The sequence below is a fragment of the Saccharothrix sp. NRRL B-16348 genome (assembly GCF_001280085.1).
Classification (GTDB): Bacteria; Actinomycetota; Actinomycetes; order Mycobacteriales; family Pseudonocardiaceae; genus Actinosynnema.
Map to the genome: position 1 here is coordinate 86,284 of NZ_LGED01000232.1, position 22,254 is coordinate 108,537.

The 22,254-nt window shown below is 71.8% G+C and carries 25 protein-coding genes; 21 read left to right on the plus strand and 4 right to left on the minus strand.

Annotated elements, in window-relative coordinates; genetic code table 11:
• The first annotated feature begins 414 nt into the window (after positions 1-414).
• A complete protein-coding gene (locus ADK67_RS35915; RefSeq protein WP_053721016.1) occupies positions 415-1,005 on the plus strand; it encodes a cupin domain-containing protein in 591 nt (196 codons plus the stop codon).
• 87 nt (positions 1,006-1,092) lie between these two features.
• Complete coding sequence (locus tag ADK67_RS35920) at positions 1,093-1,953, plus strand: isocitrate lyase/phosphoenolpyruvate mutase family protein (RefSeq protein WP_053721017.1); 861 nt, start codon at positions 1,093-1,095, stop codon at positions 1,951-1,953.
• A 57-nt stretch (positions 1,954-2,010) separates the two neighbouring features.
• Here ADK67_RS35920 and ADK67_RS35925 read toward each other — a convergent pair whose 3' ends face one another.
• Positions 2,011-2,577: a TetR/AcrR family transcriptional regulator gene (locus ADK67_RS35925; protein WP_053721018.1), complete on the minus strand. Its 567-nt coding sequence runs from the start codon at positions 2,575-2,577 to the stop codon at positions 2,011-2,013.
• 80 nt (positions 2,578-2,657) lie between these two features.
• Between ADK67_RS35925 and ADK67_RS35930 the strand changes: the two genes are divergently transcribed.
• The 10 genes from ADK67_RS35930 (at position 2,658) to ADK67_RS35975 (ending at position 12,020) form a co-directional block, all read left to right on the plus strand.
• Positions 2,658-3,152: an FBP domain-containing protein gene (locus ADK67_RS35930; RefSeq protein WP_053721019.1), complete on the plus strand. Its 495-nt coding sequence runs from the start codon at positions 2,658-2,660 to the stop codon at positions 3,150-3,152.
• A 102-nt stretch (positions 3,153-3,254) separates the two neighbouring features.
• Positions 3,255-3,953 carry a dual OB domain-containing protein gene (locus ADK67_RS35935; protein WP_053721113.1) on the plus strand — a complete coding sequence of 233 codons (699 nt, stop codon included), beginning with the start codon at positions 3,255-3,257 and terminating at the stop codon, positions 3,951-3,953.
• A gap of 11 nt (positions 3,954-3,964) precedes the next feature.
• Positions 3,965-4,564, plus strand: coding sequence for a DUF488 domain-containing protein (locus tag ADK67_RS35940; protein ID WP_231648510.1), 600 nt, complete (start codon positions 3,965-3,967; stop codon positions 4,562-4,564).
• Positions 4,561-4,998, plus strand: a complete 438-nt coding sequence (locus tag ADK67_RS35945) for a DUF488 domain-containing protein (RefSeq protein WP_053721021.1) — start codon at positions 4,561-4,563, stop codon at positions 4,996-4,998. The genes ADK67_RS35940 and ADK67_RS35945 overlap by 4 nt, the downstream gene beginning before the upstream one ends.
• 137 nt (positions 4,999-5,135) lie before the next feature.
• Positions 5,136-6,587, plus strand: a complete 1,452-nt coding sequence (locus tag ADK67_RS35950) for a DHA2 family efflux MFS transporter permease subunit (protein WP_053721022.1) — start codon at positions 5,136-5,138, stop codon at positions 6,585-6,587.
• 338 nt (positions 6,588-6,925) lie between these two features.
• Complete coding sequence (locus tag ADK67_RS35955; protein WP_082404292.1) at positions 6,926-8,434, plus strand: right-handed parallel beta-helix repeat-containing protein; 1,509 nt, start codon at positions 6,926-6,928, stop codon at positions 8,432-8,434.
• Positions 8,435-8,573: 139 nt separating this feature from the next.
• Positions 8,574-8,966 carry a GntR family transcriptional regulator gene (locus ADK67_RS35960; protein WP_053721023.1) on the plus strand — a complete coding sequence of 131 codons (393 nt, stop codon included), beginning with the start codon at positions 8,574-8,576 and terminating at the stop codon, positions 8,964-8,966.
• Complete coding sequence (locus tag ADK67_RS35965; protein WP_053721024.1) at positions 8,963-9,844, plus strand: ABC transporter ATP-binding protein; 882 nt, start codon at positions 8,963-8,965, stop codon at positions 9,842-9,844. The genes ADK67_RS35960 and ADK67_RS35965 overlap by 4 nt, the downstream gene beginning before the upstream one ends.
• Positions 9,841-10,833: an ABC transporter permease subunit gene (locus ADK67_RS35970; RefSeq protein WP_053721025.1), complete on the plus strand. Its 993-nt coding sequence runs from the start codon at positions 9,841-9,843 to the stop codon at positions 10,831-10,833. Before ADK67_RS35965 ends, ADK67_RS35970 begins: the two co-directional genes overlap by 4 nt.
• Positions 10,834-10,880: 47 nt before the next feature.
• Positions 10,881-12,020, plus strand: a complete 1,140-nt coding sequence (locus tag ADK67_RS35975) for an alpha/beta hydrolase family protein (protein WP_053721026.1) — start codon at positions 10,881-10,883, stop codon at positions 12,018-12,020.
• Here the strand turns inward: ADK67_RS35975 and ADK67_RS35980 are convergent.
• Positions 11,984-12,679, minus strand: a complete 696-nt coding sequence (locus ADK67_RS35980; RefSeq protein ID WP_053721027.1) for a GntR family transcriptional regulator — start codon at positions 12,677-12,679, stop codon at positions 11,984-11,986. The genes ADK67_RS35975 and ADK67_RS35980 overlap by 37 nt on opposite strands.
• Before the next feature lie 28 nt (positions 12,680-12,707).
• Between ADK67_RS35980 and ADK67_RS35985 the strand changes: the two genes are divergently transcribed.
• The 3 genes from ADK67_RS35985 to ADK67_RS35995 are packed head-to-tail and all read left to right on the plus strand — an operon-like array spanning position 12,708 to position 14,763.
• Positions 12,708-13,124 (plus strand): VOC family protein, encoded by a 417-nt coding sequence (locus ADK67_RS35985; RefSeq protein WP_053721028.1) that lies wholly within the window; start codon positions 12,708-12,710, stop codon positions 13,122-13,124.
• The gene (locus ADK67_RS35990) at positions 13,121-13,798 is read left to right on the plus strand and encodes an SDR family NAD(P)-dependent oxidoreductase (RefSeq protein ID WP_053721029.1); all 678 of its coding nucleotides are present in this window, start codon (positions 13,121-13,123) and stop codon (positions 13,796-13,798) included. Before ADK67_RS35985 ends, ADK67_RS35990 begins: the two co-directional genes overlap by 4 nt.
• Before the next feature lie 8 nt (positions 13,799-13,806).
• Positions 13,807-14,763, plus strand: a complete 957-nt coding sequence (locus ADK67_RS35995) for an LLM class flavin-dependent oxidoreductase (RefSeq protein ID WP_231648511.1) — start codon at positions 13,807-13,809, stop codon at positions 14,761-14,763.
• Between the two features lie 12 nt (positions 14,764-14,775).
• Here ADK67_RS35995 and ADK67_RS36000 read toward each other — a convergent pair whose 3' ends face one another.
• Positions 14,776-15,591, minus strand: a complete 816-nt coding sequence (locus tag ADK67_RS36000) for a helix-turn-helix domain-containing protein (RefSeq protein ID WP_053721031.1) — start codon at positions 15,589-15,591, stop codon at positions 14,776-14,778.
• 75 nt (positions 15,592-15,666) lie between these two features.
• On the opposite strand from ADK67_RS36000, the gene ADK67_RS36005 reads away from it, so the two are divergent.
• Complete coding sequence (locus ADK67_RS36005) at positions 15,667-16,641, plus strand: aldo/keto reductase (protein WP_197289772.1); 975 nt, start codon at positions 15,667-15,669, stop codon at positions 16,639-16,641.
• 46 nt (positions 16,642-16,687) lie between these two features.
• On the opposite strand, the gene ADK67_RS36010 is transcribed toward ADK67_RS36005, so the two are convergent.
• Positions 16,688-17,278, minus strand: a complete 591-nt coding sequence (locus ADK67_RS36010) for a TetR/AcrR family transcriptional regulator (RefSeq protein WP_053721032.1) — start codon at positions 17,276-17,278, stop codon at positions 16,688-16,690.
• Between the two features lie 50 nt (positions 17,279-17,328).
• On the opposite strand from ADK67_RS36010, the gene ADK67_RS36015 reads away from it, so the two are divergent.
• The 5 genes from ADK67_RS36015 to ADK67_RS36035 all read left to right on the plus strand — a co-directional run bounded on the left by ADK67_RS36015 (position 17,329) and on the right by ADK67_RS36035 (position 22,254).
• A complete protein-coding gene (locus tag ADK67_RS36015) occupies positions 17,329-18,123 on the plus strand; it encodes a class I SAM-dependent methyltransferase (RefSeq protein ID WP_053721033.1) in 795 nt (264 codons plus the stop codon).
• A gap of 83 nt (positions 18,124-18,206) precedes the next feature.
• Positions 18,207-19,499, plus strand: coding sequence for a sensor histidine kinase (locus ADK67_RS36020; RefSeq protein WP_053721034.1), 1,293 nt, complete (start codon positions 18,207-18,209; stop codon positions 19,497-19,499).
• Positions 19,496-20,182, plus strand: a complete 687-nt coding sequence (locus tag ADK67_RS36025; RefSeq protein ID WP_053721035.1) for a response regulator — start codon at positions 19,496-19,498, stop codon at positions 20,180-20,182. Before ADK67_RS36020 ends, ADK67_RS36025 begins: the two co-directional genes overlap by 4 nt.
• A 60-nt stretch (positions 20,183-20,242) precedes the next feature.
• Positions 20,243-21,127 (plus strand): ABC transporter ATP-binding protein, encoded by an 885-nt coding sequence (locus ADK67_RS36030; RefSeq protein WP_053721036.1) that lies wholly within the window; start codon positions 20,243-20,245, stop codon positions 21,125-21,127.
• Positions 21,127-22,254 carry an ABC transporter permease gene (locus tag ADK67_RS36035; RefSeq protein WP_053721037.1) on the plus strand — a complete coding sequence of 376 codons (1,128 nt, stop codon included), beginning with the start codon at positions 21,127-21,129 and terminating at the stop codon, positions 22,252-22,254. The genes ADK67_RS36030 and ADK67_RS36035 overlap by 1 nt, the downstream gene beginning before the upstream one ends.

A 22,254-nucleotide genomic window follows, 5' to 3' on the forward strand; every position in this document is an offset into this window, starting at 1 on the left:
CGGCCTGTCGTTCGATCCTCCGATCGAACGAGAGGAGCCGCGGCCAGGGCCCGGCGGCGTGAGAGGTTTTCGTGATCCACCACGCCTCCCGGAAATCGATTCGAATTCGTCCGGTGATCGTGCGGAATTCCTGTGACCGCTCTTATGGCCGCTCGGAAAGAATTTACCCGATAGGCGTGTTGTTGGTTTAGCGTTACCGGCCAAGCCAACTTTCGGCCCAACATCCTTGACGGCCCGGTCGGGCTGTGCTGACACTAGGTGCCGCTTTGTCGTCCTGGCGCAGAACCGACCGACGCGATGTCGCCGCCCCGACTTCCGATGTCGTCCCTCATTCGGCCCCAACGCGACGGCCAAGGCTTCCGGCTCGAATCCAGGTCGGTGCTCGAAACGGACACCAGGAGGGTCGATCACATCATGGGCGCAGATCTCAACACCGAAGTGGGAAACCGGATCAGGCAGCGCCGCGCTCTGGTGAAAATGGACCAGGCGGCCTTGGCGAGCAGGTTGGACGTGCCCGTCTCGGTCGTGCAGGGCTGGGAGTCCGGCTCCGGCGCGCAGCCCCTCGACCTCACCGGCCTGGCCGATGTCGCCACCGCGCTGAGCACGAGCATCGCCGACCTGGTGCCCGCACCCGAGGACGACCTGACCGACGGCGTCCGGCTCCAGCTGCCCGACGAGGACTCCAGCATCGTCGGCAGCCGCGGCGGCGTGGACTACTACGTCTACCGCTGCCTGGTCCGGAGCCCGTCGGTGCCGATGCTCATCCCCCTCGTGGTGGACGTCCTGGTCGACGACCGGGAGCGCGCCGAGTTCAACGGCGGCCACGCCGGGCACGAGTTCATCTACGTCATGGAGGGCTCGGTCCACATGCAGTGGGGCGACGAGGCCGCGCCGAAGACCGCGGACCTGCCCACCGGGGCGAGCATCTACATCAGCCCGTACGTCTCGCACACGTTCACCGCGCTGGACGGGCGCAACGCGCGCCTGCTCGCCGTCAACTTCTGAGCACGCGACAGGACGGGCCGCCGACGCGCTCGGCGGCCCGTTCGGTCGCACCACGCCGGTTCCGGCCCGCACGACGAGGAGCGCCGAGTGATCCGAGGGTTGCACCCGTCCTTCCGCGACGTCCTGGCGCGCGGCGGACTCGTGAAGGTCGCCGGCGCGCACAACGCGCTCGGCGCGGTGCTGGCCGAGAGGGCCGGTTTCCACGCGGTGTGGTCGTCCAGCTTCGAGGTCTCGGCGGCCCGGTGCCTGCCGGACGCGAGCCTGCTGACGATGACCGACTACTTGGAGGCCGCCGTGCACATGCAGCGGGCCGTGGGCGTCCCCGTCGTGGCCGACTGCGACTCGGGCTTCGGCAACGAGCTGAACTTCGCGCACCTGGTGCACGAGTACGAGGCGTCCGGGATCACCGCGGTCTGCGTCGAGGACAAGTTGTTCCCCAAGATGAACAGCTTCGTCGGCGAGGGTCAGCGCCTGGTCGACGCCGAGGTCTTCGGGCGGCGGATCGCGGTGGCGAAGCAGGCGCAGCGCGGCGAGGACTTCCTGGTGATCGCCAGGACGGAGGCGTTCATCGCGGGTCTCGGGCTGGAGGAGGCACTGCGGCGCTGCCACACCTACGCCGACGCGGGGGCCGACGCCGTGCTCGTGCACTCCAAGCAGAGCACCGAGGTCGAGGTCGCGGCGTTCCTCGCGCGCTGGGCGCGCGACGTCCCCGTGGCGGTGGTGCCGACGACGTACCCGGCGTGGCACGCCGAGGACGCGCACCGCGCCGGCGCCGCGATCGTCATCTACGCCAACCAGGGGCTGAGGGCGCAGGTCCTCGCCCTGCGCCACACCTTCGGCGAGATCGTCCGCGCCGGCCACACCGCCGGGGTCGAGTCGGACATCGCCACCTTGGACGACATCTTCACCCTGCAAGGGCTGGAGGCCTGGCGGAAGCTGTCGCGCTGACACCCGGGCCGGTCCGTCCACATGGGACGAGACTGGCGGTGGCGTTCGAACGGCGCGTCAGGACGGCCAGTTGCCGAGGAGGGCGTGGAGCGCGTCGAGGGTCTTCGACCAGGACGCCTCGGTGTCGCGCGGGTGGTGCCGGAAGCCGCCCGCCGCTTCGAGGGCCGTGTAGCCGTGCACCGTGCTGTGGAGCAGGCGCACGGCGTCGGTCTCGTCCGGCTCGGGCAGGTGGTAGCCGCGCAGGATGGCGCGGGTCATCTCCGAGTGCCGGTCGGCCCGGCTCGTGGCCGCGATCTCCGGCGTCAGGTCGACCTGCATGGCGGCGTACCGGCCGGGGTGCTCCTTGGCGTAGTCGCGGTAGGCGTTGGCGAAGGCGACCAAGGCGTCCTTGCCCGCGCGCCCGGCCAGGGCGGAGGCAGCGCGGTCGGCGAGCTCGGCCAGCGCCAGCACCGCCACCCGTTCCCGCAGGTCCTGGGCGTTCTTGAGGTGCGAGTACAGGCTCGCGTCCTTGACGCCGAACCGGCGTGCGAGCGCCGAGACGGTCAGGTTGTCGAAGCCGACCTCGTCCGCCAACTCCGCCGCCGCCTGGACCACGCGTTCGACGGTCAGCCCCGCGCGTGCCATGTCGTCCTCCCGGAACCTAGAGGCTCTAGGCTATCACTTATACATTTGTCCCTGTCGCCTAGCTGACGTAGCTTGGGGGCATGGAACCCGTAACCGAGCGCGAGATCCGCGCGTCGTTCGTCAACTGCACCAAGGGCGAGGCCAAGCGCCTGTCCGTGCCGGGTGACCTGTCCGCGCGGCCGTGGGACGACCTGGACTTCCTCGGCTGGCGCGATCCCGCGTCACCGCAGCGCGCCTACCTGGTGGCGCCCTCCGGTGACGGTCTGGTGGGCGTGGCCCTGCGCCTCGCCTCCCCGCACGCCGGTCAGCCGCGGCGCACCATGTGCTCGCTGTGCCTGACCACACACCCGGGCGGCGGCGTCTCGCTGATGACGGCGCGCAAGGCGGGCCGCGACGGCCAGCAGGGCAACTCCGTCGGCGCCTACCTGTGCGCCGACCTGGCGTGCTCGCTCTACCTGCGGGGCAAGAAGGACGCCGGCCCCGGCGCGCGCCTGCACGAGTCGCTCACCGTGGCGGAACTGGCCGACCGGACCACGGCCAAGCTCACCGCCTTCCTCTCGCGCGTGACGGGCTGAGCATTACTCGACATCCGATTCCGGTATGCCGTAACCGAATTCCCCATAGTCCTCCTGCGCTAGCATCGGCGAGAGCTGATAGGCGGTTCCGGAGGGGTGCGCGTGGCGGTGACCAAGCTGATGGTGTGCTTAGCCAATTCCCGCAAACACCTGGGTCGGTGTGTCGCGGGCATCGCGATCGGGCGTGACGGTCCACAATGGATCCGCCCGGTCAGTGGTCGGCCGGGTCACGAGGTGTCTCCTGCGGAGCGGCAATACGGCGGCGGGGTGGAACCGCAAGTGCTGGACGTCGTCTCCGTGTCACTCGTCGGGGCTCGGCCTTTCGGCATCCATCGCGAGAACTGGCTGCTCGACCCGACGATCCGCTGGCGGCGCGTCGGCCGGATCGCGTGGCACGAGTTATGCGACTTCGAGGAAACTCCCGACATGTTATGGGTCGACGGCTACGACACGTCCACCGGCTTGAATGACCGCGTGCCGGTCGAACAGGAACCGCTGGTGGTAGACTCGATCACCTTGATCCGAGTCGCCGAGGTGACCATAGAGGTGAGCCGCGCCCATCCGCTCTCCGTCAAGTCGTCGGAGGTCAAGGCGAGGTTTCGTTACGCGGGCTCGGCGTACGCACTGAAAGTGACCGATCCGGTGTATGAAGAGAGATTCCGGGCCAAAGGGCTCGGAAAATACCGGCTGGGCGAGTCGTTCCTGACGGTGAGCCTCACCGAGGCGTTCCGGGACAACTTCTTCAAGGTGGTGGCCGCCGTGGTCGAGCGGCCGGTCGCGGAGTCCGGTGGCAGGCGATGACGCCCGGTTCCGTGCTGACGATCGGGCACTCCGTGCACGACCTCGCGAACCTGGTGCGGCTGCTCCGCCGGCACAAGGTCACGGCCGTCGCCGACGTGCGCTCCGTGCCGCTCAGCCGCTTCACGCCGCAGTTCAACCGCGGCTCGATCGAGCGCGGCCTGCAGGACGCCGGCATCAAATACGCCTTCCTGGGCAAGGAACTCGGAGCGCGCACCGAAGATCTGAGTTGTTACGTCGACGGCCGGGTCCAGTACGACCTGCTGGCCAAGACGCCGGAATTCGTCGGTGGGGTCGAACGGCTCTTGAAAGGCGCGCGGGTCGAACGGATCGCGGTCATGTGCACCGAGGGTGAACCGCTGGATTGCCACCGGACGATTCTCGTGGCACGAGTGCTCGCCGGGCACGGCGTCGCGGTCGACCACATCCACGGCGACGGCAGGGTCGAGAGTCACGCCGAGGCGATGGAACGCCTCATGGCCATGTTCGGGTTGCTCGAGGAAGACCTGTTCCGCACGAGGGCGGAGCGGCTCGTCGAGGCGCTGAGTCGTCAAGAGGCGCGGATCGCGTACGTCAACGAAGAGCTTCGCGACGACGGGGCGGCGGAAGTATGACCATCTACACCATCGGGTTCACCAAGAAGACCGCGGAGAGGTTCTTCGGACTGCTGCGCGGTTCGGGTGCGGTGGGGCTCGTGGACGTGCGGCTGAACAACGTCTCGCAATTGGCCGGTTTCGCCAAGCGGGACGACTTGAAGTACTTCCTCCGCGAGCTCTGCGGCATGTCCTACGTCCACCGGACCGAGCTGGCGCCCACGCAAGCCATGCTCGACGACTACAAGAAGCAGGGCATCGGTTGGCCGGCCTACGCGAGCCGGTTCCTGGAGCTGATGCGGCACCGCGGCGTCGAGGACGCCGTCGCCCGCGACTCGATCGACAACGCCGTCCTGCTCTGCAGCGAGGACAAGCCCCACCAGTGCCACCGCCGGCTGGTCGCGGAGTACCTGGCGGAGCACTGGGGCGGCGTCGCGGTCGAGCACCTGGTCTGAGCCGACGCTCAGGGGCGCGCGGGAGGTTCGCTGACGGAAAAAGTGAGTTGGCGTCGGGATCCTCGGAGGTAGGGTTAGTGCGTTCGGGGCGCCGTTGCCTCTTTGTCGCGCCCGTCTTTCCTCTGGGGGATCCACGCATGACTTCCGCAGGTGTGTCCGACGCCGTGACGTCGCCGCCCGCGCTCACCCGCGCTGACCGCGCCGTCATCGGGGTGCTGCTGGTGGCCACGTTCGTGGTCATCCTGAACGAGACCATCATGGGTGTCGCACTGCCCGTGCTGCTGACCGAGCTCAACGTGACCGCCGCCGTCGGCCAGTGGCTGACGGCGGGCTTCCTGCTCACCATGTCGGTGGTCATCCCGATCACCGGCTACCTCATCCAACGCGTGTCGACGCGCGTGCTCTACGGCGTGGCGATGGGCCTGTTCAGCGCGGGCACGTTGCTCGCCGCGCTGGCGCCCGGCTTCGAAGTGCTCCTCGCCGCGCGCGTCGTGCAGGCCTGCGGCACGGCGATCATGCTGCCGCTGCTCATGACGACCGTCATGACGCTCGTGCCGCCCGCCCGCCGCGGCGCGGTGATGGGCAACATCTCCATCGTCATCTCCGTCGCGCCCGCCATCGGGCCGACGGTGTCGGGCGTCGTGCTGGACCTGTTCAGCTGGCGCGCGATGTTCTGGGTCGTGCTGCCGATCTCGGTGACCGTGCTGGTGCTCGGTCTGCGCTGGGTGACGCGCATCGGCGAGGCGAGCAGCGCGCCGATCGACATCCTGTCGGTCGTGCTGTCGGTGTTCGGCTTCGGCGGCCTGGTCTACGGCCTGTCGAGCATCGGGCACAGCGGCGGCGGGTCGTCGGCCACGCTGTGGGCGTCGCTCGCGGTGGGCGTGCTGGGCATCACGGCGTTCGTGCTGCGCCAGGTGCAGCTGCAGAAGCACGAACGGGCGCTGCTGGACCTGCGCACGTTCGCGTTCCGCACGTTCACGCTGGCCAGCGCGCTGATGATGGTGATGATGGGCCTGCTGCTCGGCGTCGTCACGATCCTGCCGATCTACACCCAGAACGTGCTGGCGCTCGACCCGCTCGCCACCGGCCTCCTGCTGCTGCCGGGCGGTCTGCTGATGGGGCTGCTGTCGCCGTTCGTCGGCCGCCTCTACGACCGGGTGGGGCCGCGCGTCCTGCTCATCGTCGGCACGGTCGCCACCAGCGGCTCGCTGTGGTTCGCCACGACGTTCGACGAGGGCACGCCCACGCCGCTCGTGCTGACGTTCCACCTCGTGCTGAGCCTGGGCCTGGCGTTCTCGTTCACGCCGCTGTTCTCGTCCGGCCTCGGCGCCCTGCCCGCCCGGCTCTACTCGCACGGCAGCGCGATCTTCAGCACGACCCAGCAGCTCGCCGCCGCGGCGGGCGTGGCGTTGCTGGTCAGCGTGATGAGCGCCCGTGCCGCCGACCTGGCCACGGCCGGTGAGGCGAAGCTCGGCGCGGAGATGGGCGGCATGCACGCCGCGATCCTGCTGGCGGCGATCCTGTCGCTGGTCGCGGTGGCCGGTTCGTTCATGATCAAGGCGGGCAAGGCGGAAGACGCCCCGCACTAGCGCCTGACCGCGGTAGTCCCACCGGCCCCGCGTCCACAGCCAACCAGGCTGAGGGCGCGGGGCCGGTGCCGTGCGGGGACCGCATTCGTGCCCGCGGCCGACCCGTCGCGGTTGTCGCAATTTGTTCATAATTGTGAATCCGCAGATTCCTCCGGGCGAGACATTGCGTGCTTCCAAAGGTGTGCGTTAACGTGCCTGGGACCGCTCCCAGAACGAGTTTCCGCAGTTCAGAAGCGTGAACTTGGGCCGCTCTGCGTCATACCAAGGGAGAAACAATGAGGTTTAACCCCTTTGTCGTCGCCACCGCAGTGGTCGCGGCACTCGCATTACCGGGCGCCATGGCGACCGCCGCGACCACGCACCACGAGGCCGAAAGCGCGCCCGCGGTGTGCGCGGGCACGATCGACAGCAACTGGTCCGGCTACTCGGGCACGGGCTTCTGCAACGCGGACAACGCCGTCGGCGCCTCCGCCCAGTTCACCGTCACCGCGCAAGCCGCGGGCGCCGCGACGGTCCTGGTCCGGTTCGCCAACGGCGGCACGTCCGCCCGGACCGCCGACCTCGTGGTCAACGGCTCCACGGTGCAGTCGGTGTCGTTCGAGGCGACCGGCGCGTGGTCGACGTGGGTCTCGAAGACCCTGTCCGTCACGGTGCCGTCGGGCGCCACCACGATCCGGCTCAGCCCCACCACCTCGTCGGGCCTGCCGAACGTCGACTACCTGGACTTCACCCAGGACGGCACGCCGCCGCCCGCCGACTCGCTGTACGTGGCCACCGACGGCAACGACAGCAACCCCGGCACCCTGGCCGCGCCGCTGCGCACCATCCAGCGCGGCGTCGACCTGGCCCAGCCGGGCTACACGATCCACGTCCGCGGCGGCACGTACGCGCCGAGCACCAACATCCAGCTGCTCAAGAACGGCACCGCGAGCCAGCCGATCACGTTGCGCAACCACAACGGCGAGCACGTGGTGATCGACGGCGAGAACATGCCGCACACGCCGGGCGCCGTCGGCTCCAGCATCCCGCGCCCGGAACGCGGCGCCGTGCACATCGAGGGCGACCACTGGCGGCTGATCGGCCTGGAGATCGTCCACGGCCCGTACGGCGTGTTCGGCCTGGACACCAACAACTCCGTCTTCGACCGGCTCGTCACGCGCGACAACTACGAGTCCGGCCTGCACCTCCAGGGCTCGTCGAGCAACAACCAGATCCTCAACCTGGACGCCTACGGCAACCGCGACCCGCGCAAGAACGGCGAGAGCGCCGACGGCCTGGCCATCAAGGAGGGCTCCGGCTCCGGCAACGTCGTGCGCGGCGCCCGCCTGTGGAACAACTCCGACGACGGCCTCGACTACTGGATGTTCTCCTCGCCGATCCTGCTGGAGAACAGCCTGGCGTGGGGCAACGGCTTCAACCGCTGGAACCTGCCCGACTTCACCGGCGACGGCAACGGGTTCAAGCTCGGCGGCAACGGCGTCGCCGCCAACCACACCGTGCGCAACACGATGACGTGGGACAACGCGGCGGGCGGCTTCGTCGACAACAACAACCCCGGCCAGCACCGGATCGAGCGCAGCACCGCGTGGGACAACCCGAAGACCGGGTTCCAGTTCGACCGCTCCGACAGCACGCTGACCAAGAACCTGGCGGCGGCCAACGGCTCGAACGTCTCGCTGGGCTCGAACTCCAGCGGCAGCGGCAACTCGTGGGACATCGGCGGCTCGTGGTCGTTCGCGAGCACGAACCCGGGCACGATCACGGGTCCGCGCACCGCCGACGGCTCGATCCCGTCCTCCACCTTCCTGCGCCCGAGCAACGGCGCGGACGTGGGAGCGCGCTTCTAGCGCCGTCGCACTGATCCTCGACCGAACGGCGGGGCCGGGTGACCACCCGGCCCCGCCGACCCCTGTCCGCAGCGCCCCGACTCGACGCGGCCCTCCCATGTGCCTATAGTGCTAGGTAGCTAGTTAAATGGAGGTAGTCGTGATCGAGTTCCACCTGGACGGCAAGTCGGGGCTGTCGCCGTACCAGCAACTGGTCCGACAGGTGCGGCACGCGTTGCGGCTCGGCCTGCTGAGCGAAGGCGACCAGCTGCCGAAGGTGAAGGACGTGGTGGCCGACCTCGCGATCAACCCGAACACGGTGCTCAAGGCCTACCGCGAGCTCGAGCACGACGGCCTGGTCGCCGCCCGGCCCGGGGTGGGCACCTTCGTGACGGGCACGCTGTCCGGCACCTCGCTCGCCGCGCTCGCCCCGCTGCGCCAGGACCTGCGGCGCTGGCTCGCCAAGGCCCGCCGCGCCGGTCTGGACGAGGAGAGCATCGAGGCGTTGTTCCTCACCACGTTTCGCGCCGCGGCCAAGGAGGACATAGCGTGACCGTGCTGCGCGCCCAGGGGCTGGGCAAGAAGTACAAGCGGCGCTGGGCGTTGACCGGGTGCACGCTGGACGTCCCGGCCGGGCACGTGACCGGGCTCGTCGGCCCGAACGGCGCGGGCAAGTCCACGTTGCTCGGCCTCGCCGCGGGCATGCTCGAACCGTCGAGCGGCACGATCGAGGTGTGCGGCGGCGTGCCGGGCAGCGGTCCGGCCCAGCTGGCGAAGGTCGGCTTCGTCGCGCAGAACACCCCGGTCTACGCGAACCTGACCGTCGAGGAGCACCTGCGCCTCGGCGCGCGTCTCAACCCCGGCTGGGACGACGAGCTGGCGCACGAGCGGATCGCGCGGATCGGGCTCGACCCGGCGCAGGCCGCGGGCAAGCTGTCCGGCGGGCAGCGCGCCCAGCTCGCGCTCACCCTCGGCATCGCGAAACGGCCCGAACTGCTGCTGCTGGACGAACCGGTCGCCTCGCTGGACCCGCTGGCGCGCCGGGAGTTCCTGCAAGACCTCATGGAAGCCGTGGCCGAGCACGGGCTGAGCGTGGTGATGTCCTCGCACCTGATCGCCGACCTGGAACGCGTCTGCGACCACCTCATCGTGCTGGTGGACTCCCGGATCCGGCTCACCGGCGACGTCGACGACCTGCTCGCCACGCACCGCAGGCTGACCGGGCCGCGCCGGGACGTCGACACCCTGCCCGCGGACCAGCGGGTCGTCTCGGTGCGCCACACCGACCGCCAGACGACCGTGCTGGTGCGCACGGAGGCGCCGATCCTCGACCCCTCCTGGGACGTCGGCGAACTCGACCTGGAGGACCTGATCCTGGCCTACCTGACCAATCCCGGCGTCGAGCGCCCGAACCTGGGGGTCGTCCGATGACGTGGTTGACGTGGCGGCAGCTGCGCTTCCCGGTGGTGTCGGTGTACGCGGCGCTCGCGCTGATCGGGGTGGGGCTGGCGGTCAGCCGCCCGGTCCGGGGAGGCTTCGGCGACCAGGAGTTCCCGTACCTCGGCAGCCTGCTGGCGGTGCAGCTGCTGCCGGCCGTCCTCGGCGTGTTCTGGGGCGTGCCCATGATCACCCGCGAGCTGGAGACCGGCACGCACAACCTGGTGTGGAACCAGAGCGTCACCCGCTCCCGGTGGCTCGCGGTCAAGCTCGGCGTCGGCGTGCCGGCCGCCATGGTCGCGGCCGGCGTGCTCAGCCTCGTCGTCACCTGGTGGGCCGATCCCATCGACTCGGCGGCGGCCCTCGAAACCGAGCGGAGCTTCGAGCCCCGCATCACGCCGCTGGTGTTCGTCGCACGGGGCATCGCGCCCATCGGCTACGCCGCGTTCGCGTTCGTGCTCGGCATCGCGGTGGCGATCCTGTTGCGCCGCACGGTGACCGCGATGGCGGTGACGCTCGTCGTGTACGCCGCCGTGCAGCTGGCGGTCCCGTTCGCGGTGCGGCCGCACGTGCTGCCGCCGGTCGAGGAGTCCGTGACGCTCACCGCCCGGAGCATCGCGGGCGTCCAGACGGAAGAGAGCCCGAACGGCTACGTGCCCCAGTCGTTGCGGGTGTTGGAACCCGCGGGCTCTTGGGTGCTGGCGAACGAGACCGTCGACGCGAACGGCGCCGTGGTGCGCCCGCTGCCCGCCGCGGTGGGCGACTGCATGCCTGCCGAGGGGACGGAACCACCCACCCTGGCGGACCTCGACCGGATGCGCGAGTGCTTCGCCCGGCTGTCCTACCTCGGCTACCGGCAGCACCTCGCCTACCAGCCGGCGAGCCGGTTCTGGCCGGCGCAGTGGGTCGAGCTGGCGGTGTTCCTCGCGTTGTCGGCGCTGGTGACGTGGTTCTGCTTCCGCCGGCTGCGCCACCTGTCCTGACCTGAAGTCACCTTCGTCGGCTGATGCCCGACGTGAGAGGAAGACCCATGCGCGGCCTCACGTTCCTGATCGCACTGACCCTCGTCCTGTCCGCCACGCCCGCGTCGGCGTCCGAGCCCGAGCCGTCCGACGCGACGCCGTACCTGCCCGCGCCGACCGGCAGGCACCCGGTGGGCACGACGTCGCTGCACCTGACGGACACCTCGCGCCTCGATCCCTGGGTGCCGACGACCGACCGGGAGCTGATGGTCTCCCTCTTCTACCCGGCGGCGTCGGCGCGCGGCCCGAAGAAGCAGTTCATGACGCTCGCCGAGTCGGCCGCGGTGCTCGAAGAGGCGGGCATCACCACCGTGCCGCCGGACGTGCTGAGCACGGTCCGGACCAATGCCGTCGTGGACGCGCGACCGGCCGGTCGCCGGCACGGCCTGCCGCTGGTCGTGCTGTCGCCGGGGTTCAAGCGACCGCGCGCCACCCTCACCTCGTTGGCGGAGGACCTGGCGAGCCACGGTTACGTCGTCGTCGTGGTCGACCACACCTACGAGAACGTCGCCACCACGTTCCCGGACGGTCGGGTCGCGCCGTGCGCGGCCTGCGGCAAGTACGACATCCCGTTCTGGGTGAAGCTCGGGGAGGGCCGGGCGGCGGACGTGTCGTTCGTGCTGGACCAGCTGACCGGGCCGCTGCGCCACCGGCCCGGCGCGAACCTGGTCGACGCCTCGCGGATCGCCATGGGCGGCCACTCCGTCGGCGGCGTGAGCAGCCTCGTCGCGGCACGGGCCGACCAGCGCATCCGCGCCGCGATCGACGTCGACGGCTCGATCATCACGCTCGGGACGGAACCGGAGCTGTCGCGCCCGGTCATGCTCCTGGGTCGGCAGAACGCCTACGAGCCCGGCGCGCCCGGTGGCTCGGCCGACACCTGGCAGGAGCACTGGCCGTCGCTGACCGGGTGGAAGCGGTGGCTGGTGGTGGCGGGCATGGAGCACCCGTCGTTCACCGACCTCGGCGTGGTGGCCGGGCAGTTGGGCCTGGACTTCGGCGAGGTGGGCTGGGAGCGCGGCGCGGCGATCACCCGCGCGTACGTGCGGGCGTTCTTCGACCTGCACCTGCGCGGTGAGCCGCAGCCGCTGCTGGACCGGCCGTCGGCGCGCTACCCCGAGGTCTCGATCGTCGAGTCGTCGAGCTGACCCACGAGCACCCGCTTCGCCGACTGGACGTGCTCCTCGGCGAAGCGGGTGACCTCGGCGGCGTCACCGGCGTCGAGGAGCCGGACGATCTCGCGGTGCTCGTCCACGACCACGGCGCGGTAGCCGTGGTAGCCGAGCCGGATCCGGGTGAGCTGGAACAGGTGCACCTGCGACCGCACCGCGTGCCACGCTTCGAGCAGCCGGCGGTTGTCCGCGGCGCGGTAGATCGTGTCGTGGAACTCCATGTCCAGCGCGAGCAGTTCGTCGCTCGGCGCGCCCTCGGCCAGCCGGTCCGCCATGGCGTCCACGAGCCGTCCGAGCGCGGCCAGGTCGACGCGGCCGATGGCGCCGCGTCCGGCCAGCCCTTCCAGCGCGGCGCGGACCGAGTACACCTCTTCGGCGTCCTTCGCGGTCAGGTCGATGACCCTGGTGCCGCGGTGCCAGGCGCTGCGCACCAGGCCTTCGCGTTCCAGCGCGGCGAGGCCCTCGCGCACCGAGCCGCGGCTGACGTCCAGCGACGCGGCCAGTTCCACCTCGCGCACCGGCGAGCCGGGCGGGAAGACGCCGGCGAAGATCGCGTCCCGGATCCGGTCGGCGGCCTCGTCCGCGAGGCCCCGCCGGTCGGCCTTGCGCAGCTGCATAATGTCGAATGTTGACATCAGCCGGACCGTTGGTCAAGGTGGGGGCATGAGACCCGGTTTCCACCTCGCTGTTCCCGTCGACGACCTGGCCAGGGCCCGCGAGTTCTACGGCGGTGTGCTCAAGCTCGAAGAAGGGCGCTCGGACGACAAGTGGGTGGACTGGAACTTCTACGGCCACCAGTTCGTGACGCACGTCGTGCCCGGCCCGCGCGGCGACTCCGGCCGCAACCCGGTCGACGGCCACGACGTGCCCGTGCCGCACTTCGGCCTGATCCTGCCGATCCCGGAGTTCCACGTGCTGGCCGACCGGCTGCGCGCGGCCGGCACCGAGTTCGTGATCGAGCCGTACCTGCGGTTCGCGGGCGAGCCGGGTGAGCAGTGGACGATGTTCTTCCGCGACCCGGCGGGCAACGCGCTGGAGTTCAAGGCGTTCAAGGACGAGTCGCAGGTGTTCGCCAAGTGAGCCGCGGTGTCCTGGTCACCGGCGGCAGCCGCGGCATCGGCGCGGCCATCGCGCGGGCCTTCCGGGACCTCGGCGACGAGGTCGTCGCGCTGTCCTCTTCGGACGTCGACCTGGCCGACCCGGAGGCGATCGAGCGGGTGGTCGACGCCGCCGCGGAGACCCTCGGCGGCATCGACGTCCTGGTCAACAACGCGGGCCTGGTCGAGCTGGGGTCGCTGGACCTCCCGTACGCGCAGTGGCAGGCGTTGTGGCGGCGCACGTTCGCGGTGAACGTGTTCGGCGCGGCCGACATGTCGTACTGCGTGGCCCGGCACATGATCGCGCGCGGCGTCCGCGGGCGGATCGTCAACGTCGGGTCGCGCGGCGCGTTCCGCGGCGAGCCGGACATGCCCGCGTACGGCGCGAGCAAGGCGGCGTTGCACTCGATGGGGCAGTCGCTGGCGGTGTCCCTGGCGCCGCACGGCATCGCGGTGGCGTCGGTGGCTCCCGGTTTCGTCGGCACCGACCGGGTGGCCGACATGGTGACCGACGAGGTGCTGGCGCAGAGCCCGTTCGGACGGGTGGCGAAGCCGGAGGAGGTGGCCGCCGCGGTGGTCTACCTGGCCTCGCCGGCGGCCGAGTGGGCGTCCGGCGCGGTGCTCGACCTCAACGGCGCTTCGTACCTGCGGACCTAGGAGTCGTGGTGAGTCGTTCCGGATCGGTCGGGGTGATGCTGCCCCGAGACCTCGCGCCGTCCCGAGTGCTGCCGTTCGCGCGGCGTGCCGACGAGCTGGGGTTCGACGAGCTGTGGGTGGTGGAGGACCTGGGTTTCCGCGGCGGGATCGCCCAGGCCGCGGCGGTGCTGGCGGTGACGGAGCGGATCCGCGTCGGCATCGGGCTGCTGCCCGCCGGCGCGCGCAACGCCGCGTTCGCCGGGATGGAGGCGGCGACGCTGGCCCAGCTGTTCCCCGGCCGGGTCGACATCGGCATCGGGCACGGCATGCCGGGGTGGATGCGGTCGGTGGGCGAGTGGCCCGCCAGCCCGTTGACGCTGCTGGAGGAGTACCTGGGCGCGGTGACCGCGTTGGTGCGCGGTGAGTCGGTCGAGCCGGGCGAGTACGTCCGGCTGGACGGGGTGTCCCTGGAGGCCGCGTGCGTGCCGGACGACCCGCCGCGCGTGCTGGCCGGCGTGCGCGGGCCGCGTTCGCTGGCGTTGTCGGGGCGGGTGGCGGACGGGACGGTCCTGGCCGAGCCGACGACACCGGAGTACGCGCGGGCGGCGCTGGCGCACATCGACGCGAGCAGGCCGCACCGCCTCGTCGGCTACAACGTGGCCGCGGTGCACGCCGACGCGTCGGTCGCGATCGACGCGGTCCGGGCCGGCCTGGAGTGGATCGGCGAGCCGGACTGGGCGCCGCACCTGGCCCCGCTGCCGTTCGCGGCCGAGTTCGCGGCGCTGCGGCGGGAGTGCGGCAGCCGGGAGGAGTTCGTGCGCAGGCTGCCCGCGGAGTGGGTGCGGCAGCTCGCGGTGACCGGCACGGCCGAGGACGCGAAGGCGCGCCTGGCCGAGCTGTTCGCGGCCGGTGTGGACAGTGCGGTGCTGTTCCCGATCGGGCCGGATCCGTCGGCGGCGATCGAAGAGCTGGCCGCGGTGCTGTAGACGCGCGCCGCGTTACGAGGTGGCGGCGTGGGCGTGGGCGTCCAGTGCCCGCGCCGTCGCCTCGTCGGCGGGCAGGTAGGCGACCAGGCGGTGGTCCTCGTCGCCCGGCACGGTCAGGGTTTCGTAGGCCAGGCGCAGCACGCCCGCCTCCGGGTGCCGCCACCGTTCGACGCCCGTGCCTCCCGGCACCGACCCGGCGGTGAAGCGGCGGCCGAACTCCGCGCCCACCGTGATCGACAGCTCTTCCGCCAGCACGGCCGCCGAGCCGTCACCCAGGTCCGCCGCCGTGCGGAGGGCGGCGGCGCGGTCGTCGGCCACCCGCTCCCAGTCCGGGAACGCCGTGCGCGCCCTGTCGTCGCCGAACACGAACCGCGCGAAGTTCGGCCGGTCGACGTCGAGCAGGCCGGCAGGCGCGGCCAGCAGGCGGAACCCGGCGGTCCAGGCGAGCAGGTCGTCCCGGGCGTCCGCGACGAACGCGGGCGTCCGCTCCAGCCGGTCGAGCAACGCCAGCACGGTGGGCCGCACGGGACGCGGCTCCGGGATCGCCGGGCACACCGCGCCGCCTCCCTTCACCAGCCGGTGCAGGTGCACGCGCTCGTGCGACGACAGCCGCAACGCGTCCGCCAACGCCCCGATGACCTGCGCCGACGGGTGGCGGTCACGCCCGCGTTCCAGCCGGGTCAGGTACTCGACGCTGACGCCGGCCAGCGAAGCCAGCTCCGCCCGGCGCAGACCCGGCGTGCGGCGGCGCGGCCCGGTCGGGAGACCCACCTCGGCCGGGGCGATCGCCTCCCGGCGGGCGCGCAGGAACCCGCCCAACGCGTTCATGGTCGCCGAGTCTAGGCGGAGGGGGACCCCGCGAGGGCCTCCCTCCGGCCGGCCCGCCGTCCCAGGCTGGGCGGCATGACCATGAAGTACCGCCTGTTCGGCCAGACCGGTTTGCGCGTGTCGGAACTCCTGCTGGGCACCATGACCCTCAGCGACCCCGTCGAGTCCCGCCGCATCGTGGACGCCTACGCCGACGCGGGCGGCAACGTGCTCGACACCGCGTCGGCCTACGGCGACGGCGAGGAGCTGCTCGGCTCCATCGTGGACCGACGCGACCGGTTCGTCATCGGCACGAAGTACACGTTGTCGCGCGACGCCGCCGACCCCAACGCCTCGGGCAACCACCGCAAGAACCTGACGGCCTCGCTGGAGCGGAGCCTGCGCCGGCTGCGCACCGACTACGTCGACGTCTACTGGGTGCACATCTGGGACCGGCACACCCCGGTCGAGGAGACGATGCGCGCCCTGGACGACGCCGTGCGCGCGGGCAAGATCCTCTACACCGGGATCTCCGACGCGCCGGCCTGGGTCGTCTCCCGCGCCAACACGCTCGCGCAGTGGCGCGACTGGACCCCGTTCGCCGGGCTCCAGGTGCCCTACAACCTGCTCAAGCGCGACGCCGAGCGCGAGCTGCTGCCGATGGCCGAGGCGCTGGGCCTGAGCGTGACCGCCTGGGCGCCGCTCGCGGCGGGCAAGCTGTCCGGGGCGGCCGGCAGGCGCGTGGACCCGGCCGGTCTCACCGAACGCGACCGTGCGGCGGCCCGTGCCGTCCGGGAGGTCGCGGACGAGCTGGGCGCACGCCCGGCGCAGGTGGCGTTGGCGTGGACGCGCGCCAAGTCCCGGGCGGTGCTGCCGCTGGTCGGCGTGAGCAGCGTCGAGCAGCTGACCGAGAACGTCGGCGCGCTCGACCTGACCCTGCCCGACGACGCGGTCCGCCGGTTGGAGGCCGCGGTGGAGTTCCGGCTCGGGTTCCCCGGCGACTTCATCGCCGAGTGCGAACCGTCCCCGTTCGTGTTCGGCGACACGGCCACCAGGGTCCAGCCGCGCTGACGCTCGGGCCGCTGTCACCGGCAGCCCCAGCGGTGCCGACGGGCACTCAGGGGTGTCGCAGCGCCCCGCCGACGACCGCGGTCACGGCCTGGTGCACGGCCTCGCGCTCCGGCCGTGCGCCGCGGTCGGCGAACAGCAGGTGCGCGGTGCCGATGAGGGTGGGTGCGAGCGCGTCGACCGGCGCGTCCGGTGCGATGCGGCCGAGGTCGCGTTCGGCGGCGAGGTAGGCCGCGATCATGGTCACCGCCTCCGTCAGCACCGGGACGCCGGCGGGCCAGGTCTCGCGCAACCGGGCCCGCAGGTCGTCCCGGAACGTCACCAGCGCCACGATCGCCACCGCGACCGACCCGAACAGGGCGGTCAGCGCGTCGGTGAGGTTGTCGGCGACCGTGCCGGCGCCCGCGGCCTCGCGCAGGGCGGCGGCCTGGGCGTCCATCCGGTCCACGCGGTCGAGCACGAACTCGGCCAGGAACGCGTCGAAGTCCTCGAAGTGCCGGTGCAGGACACCCTTGGCGACGTTCGCCTCGGTGGTGACGGACCTGCTGGTCAACGCGCTGGGCCCGGCGCGCAGCAGGATGCGGTCGGCGGCGTCGAACAGCTGTTCGCGCACGTCGCGGATGGCGACACCGGTCGGCACGGCGGTCCTCTCGGTTGACGAGTGGGCATGTGCCCACTCATAGTGGGCGCATGCCCACCCTACCTTCGGAACCACACCGCGCCCGTGCCCTGGCCGAGTCGTTCGGCACGGATCCCGAGCGCTACGACCGCGCCCGACCCTCCTACCCCGACGCCATGGTGCGGGCGATCGTCGCCGCGAGCCCCGGGCCGGACGTGGTGGACGTCGGCACGGGCACCGGCATCGCGGCCCGGCTGTTCCAGGCGGCCGGGTGCCGGGTGCTCGGCGTCGAGGTCGACCCGCGGATGGCCGCGTGGGCCCGGCGGCGCGGTCTGGACGTCGAGGTGGCCGGGTTCGAGGACTGGGACCCCGCCGGCCGCGTGTTCGACGCCGTCGTCTCCGGGCAGACCTGGCACTGGGTCGACCCGGTGGCGGGCGCGGCCAAGGCGGCCCGCGTGCTGCGGCCCGGCGGCAGGCTGGCCGTGTTCTGGAACGTCGCCCAACCGCCGCCCGACCTGGCCGAGGCGTTGGCCGACGTCTACCGCCGCGTGCTGCCGGACTCCCTGGCCGCCTTCTCGTCCACGACGACCGGGCACTCGCCGTTCACCACCAAGGCGGTCGACGGCATCCGGCAGTCCGGCGCGTTCGGCGACCCCGAGGAGTGGCGGTTCGACTGGGAACGGACCTACACCCGCGACGAGTGGCTGGACCAACTGCCCACCGCCGGCACGACCGCCCTGCTCACGCCCACCCAACTGGACGAGGTCCTGGCCGCCACCGCCGCCGCCGTCGACGCGGTGGGCGGCAGCTTCACGATGCGCTACACCGCCCTCGTCGTCACGGCCACGCGGTCGGGCGCGGACTAGGACGCCCCGCGAGTCGGGCGGGGACGCCTCACCGCAGCGGACCGGCGCGCTGGGCGGACGCCGGTCGGGTTACGTTCTCGGGCATGGCGGACGAACGGTCGCGTGAGGGCGGTCACGAGCCCGTGTGGGCGCGGTGGCGGCGTCCCGGGCCCACCGCGGCACAGCGGCGCAACGACGTCTGGGTGGCGCTCGCGGCGTTGGCGGGCGCCGTGGCGGTGACGGTCCTGATCAACAGCATGGGCGCGAGCCTGTGGGAGAGCGGGCCGCCGCTGGCCGAGCAGCTGGCCTGGGGAGCCGCGCTGACCCTGCCGCTGGTGGCGCGGCGGCGCTACCCGTTGACGGTGATGTTCGTCGTCGGCGCGCTGCTCATCGTGGTGCAGACGAGGCAGGTGGGGGACAACCTCGTCCCCTCGGTCGCGTTGTTCCTGGCCATCTTCAGCGCGGGCGCGTGGGGGCAGGACCGGACGCGGGCGCGGTGGGCGCGGATCGCGGTGATCGTGGCGATGTTCGGCTGGCTCGGGTTCGGGCTGGTGCGGTTCCTGGTGAGCCCCCTGCCGCCGTTCGAGGGCGCGGCCGGGCCGCTGGACCCGGTGCTCGCGACGGTGCTCTACGGCATCGGGTTCAACGTGCTGTTCTTCCTGTCCGCGTACTTCTTCGGCGAGATGGCGTGGGTCTCGGCACGTCGGCAGGCCGAGCTGGAGCACCGGGCCGAGCAGTTGCGCCGGTCGCAGGAGCAGAACACGCGGGGCGCGATCGTCGCCGAACGCGTCCGCATCGCCCGCGACCTGCACGACGTCGTGGCGCACCACGTGTCGGTGATGGGCGTGCAGGCGGGCGCGGCACGGCGGGTGCTCGACCGCGACCCGGAGCTGGCCCGCGAGGCGCTGCGGACCGTCGAGGACACCGCGCGCACGGCCATCGGCGAGCTGCGCGGCCTGCTGGGCGTGCTGCGGGCCGACCAGGAGGACGTGCCGGAGAAGACGGGCGAGACGTCGTCGCCGGGGTTGGACCAGCTGCCCGAGCTGGCCGAACTGGCGCGGTCGGCCGGGCTGGACGTGGAGCACGGCGTGTACGGCGAGCCGCGGCCGGTGCCGGAGGGCGTCGCGCTGTCGGTGTACCGGATCGTGCAGGAGTCGTTGACGAACGTGGTGAAGCACGCCGACGCGCGCAAGGCCGACGTGCGGGTGCGGTTCCTGGAGAACTCGCTGGAGGTCGAGGTGGCCGACGACGGCCGGGGTCCGAAGGGCACGTCGGCGGGCACGGCCGGGTTCGGCCTGGTCGGCATGCGGGAACGGGTCGCGGTGCACGGCGGCGAGCTGGAAGTCGGACCCCGCCGTGACGCCGGGTACCGGGTCCGTGCGAGGTTCCCGGCATGACGACCCCCTTGCGCGTGGTGCTCGCCGACGACCAGGACCTGGTGCGGGCGGGCTTCCGGGTGATCCTCGGCACCGAGGACGACATCGAGGTGGTCGGCGAGGCACGTGACGGCGCGGAGGCCGTGGACGTGGTCCGCCGGCTCCAGCCGGACGTCGTGCTGATGGACGTGCAGATGCCGGGCGTCGACGGGCTGGAGGCCACCCGGCGCATCCTCGGCCCGGACGGCGCGGGCAACCCGATCAAGGTCGTCATCCTCACCACGTTCGACCGCGAGGACTACCTGTTCGAGGCGCTGCGCGCGGGCGCGAGCGGTTTCCTGCTCAAGAACGCCTCGCCGGAGGACCTGGTCGACTCGGTGCGGGTCGTCGCCCGGGGTGACGCCCTGCTGTCGCCGGAAGTCACCCGGCGCGTCATCGCCCGGTTCACCGGACCTGCCCCCGCCACGCCCGCGCGGCGGCCCGCGGAGCTGACCGACCGCGAGTTCGAGGTGCTGGTCCACCTCGCCCGCGGCGCGAGCAACGCGGAGATCGCCGGCGCGCTGTACCTGGGCGAGACGACGGTGAAGACGCACGTGTCGCGCATCCTGGCCAAGCTGGGCCTGCGCGACCGCACGCACGCCGTCGTGTTCGCCTACGAGCACGGGATCGTGGAGCCGGGCCAAGGGGGTCCTCCGCGAGGATGACCCGCGGAGTCGATCTCGCGCCGGACGTGCCGGAGCCGGCCGCGACCTAGCGTTGCGGTCATGTTGACAGTGACGTCGGTGAACCGGAGCTTCGGCGACCACCAAGTCCTCGACGGGGTGTCCTTCGAGGTCCGACCCGGCCGCATGACCGGGTTCCTGGGCGCGAACGGGTCCGGCAAGACCACCACGATGCGCATCGTCCTCGGCGTCCTCGCCGCGCACGGCGGCACGGTCGCCTGGCACGGCTCGCCGGTGACCGGCTCGGTGCGGCAGCGGTTCGGGTACATGCCCGAGGAGCGCGGCCTGTACCCGAAGATGGGCGTCGCCGAGCAGATCGCCTGGCTCGGGCAGCTGCACGGCCTCGACAAGGACACCGCGCGGCGCAACACCGAACGGCTGCTCGACCAGCTCGAACTGGGGCACCGGGCGAAGGACAAGCTCGAAGAGCTGTCGCTGGGCAACCAGCAGCGCGCGCAGGTCGCCGCCGCGCTGGTGCACGACCCCGTGATGCTGATCCTGGACGAGCCGTTCTCCGGGTTGGACCCGATCGCGGTCGAGACGGTGCTCGGCGTGCTGCGCGAGCGGGCCGCGGACGGCGTGCCGGTGCTGTTCTCCAGCCACCAGCTGTCGGTGGTGGAACGGCTGTGCGACGACGTGGTGATCATCTCCGGCGGTCGGATCGCGGTCAGCGGCGCGCGGGACGAGCTGCGCACCCGGTACGGCACCACGCGGTTCGAGCTGGTCGTGGCGTCCGACGCCGGGTGGGTGCGCGACGTGCCGGGCGTCCGGGTGGTCGACGTGGACGGTCCGCGCGTGGTGTTCGAGCCGGACGGTGACCCCGGCGTGGACCAGGTGGTCCTGGAGGCCGCCCTGCGCCGGGGTTCCGTGCGCAGCTTCACCCCCGTCGTGCCGACGCTCGACGAGATCTTCATGGAGGCGATCTGATGACCGGCGTGACGGAGCGGGAGCCTGCCGGCGGGCGGCGTTCGCGCGAGCGGGGTTTCGCGGCGGCCACCCGGCTGGTCGCGGAGCGGGAGATGAAGACCTTCCTGCGCGCCAAGGGTTTCTGGATCGGCCTGGGCGTGATCGTGGTGGGGTTGTTCGCGATGTCGATCCTGCCGACCGTGCTCGGCGGCGGTGAGACCAAGGTGGCCACGGTCGGCACGCGGGCCGCGGAGGCGTTGACGGACACCGGTGTGGAGGTCCGCGCGGTCGACGACGTGGCCGCCGCCGAGGCGTTGGTCCGCTCGGAGGAGGTGGAGGCGGCGGTCGTGCCGGACACCACGGGCGAGTCGGCCACGGGCATCCGCGTGGTCGCGCTGGCCGACCCGCCGACCGACGTCGTGGCCGCTTTGCGCACCGCGCCGCCGGTCGACCTGCTCGACCCGGCCGAGGTCGGCCAGGGTCAGCGGCAGCTCGTGATCATGGTGTTCGCCCTGGTGTTCCTGATGTTCGGGATGAGCGGGACGGCCATCGCGCAGAGCACGGTCACCGAGAAGCAGACCCGGATCGTGGAGATCCTGGTGTCGACGGTGCCGGTGCGCGCGCTGCTGGCGGGCAAGATCGCGGGCCACTCGCTGCTGACGATCGGCCAGGTGGTGGTGATCGCGGTGGCCGCGCCGGTGGCGTTGCGGCTGGGCGGGCACTCGGAGCTGCTGGCGCTGGTGGCGCCCGCGCTGGGCTGGTTCGTGCCGTTCCTGGTGCTCGGCTTCGTGCTGCTGGCGGCGATGTGGGCGGTCGCCGGGTCGTTGGTCAGCAGGCAGGAGGACCTGGGTTCGAGCATGGGCCTGGTGATGCTGCTGGTGATGGGCCCGTACTTCGGCGTGATGTTCTTCTCCGACAACGTCGCCGTGCTCACCGTGCTGTCGTTCCTGCCGTTCTCGTCGGCGATCGCGATGCCGGTGCGGCTGTTCGCCGGCGACGCGGCCCTGTGGGAACCGCTGCTGGCCATGGGTTTGCTGGCCGGGACGGTCGTGCTGACCGTGCTGCTGGCGAGCCGGGTGTACTCGGGGTCGCTGCTGCACACCGGCGGCAAGCTCGCGCTGGCCAAGGCGTGGGCCAGGGAGGCGTAG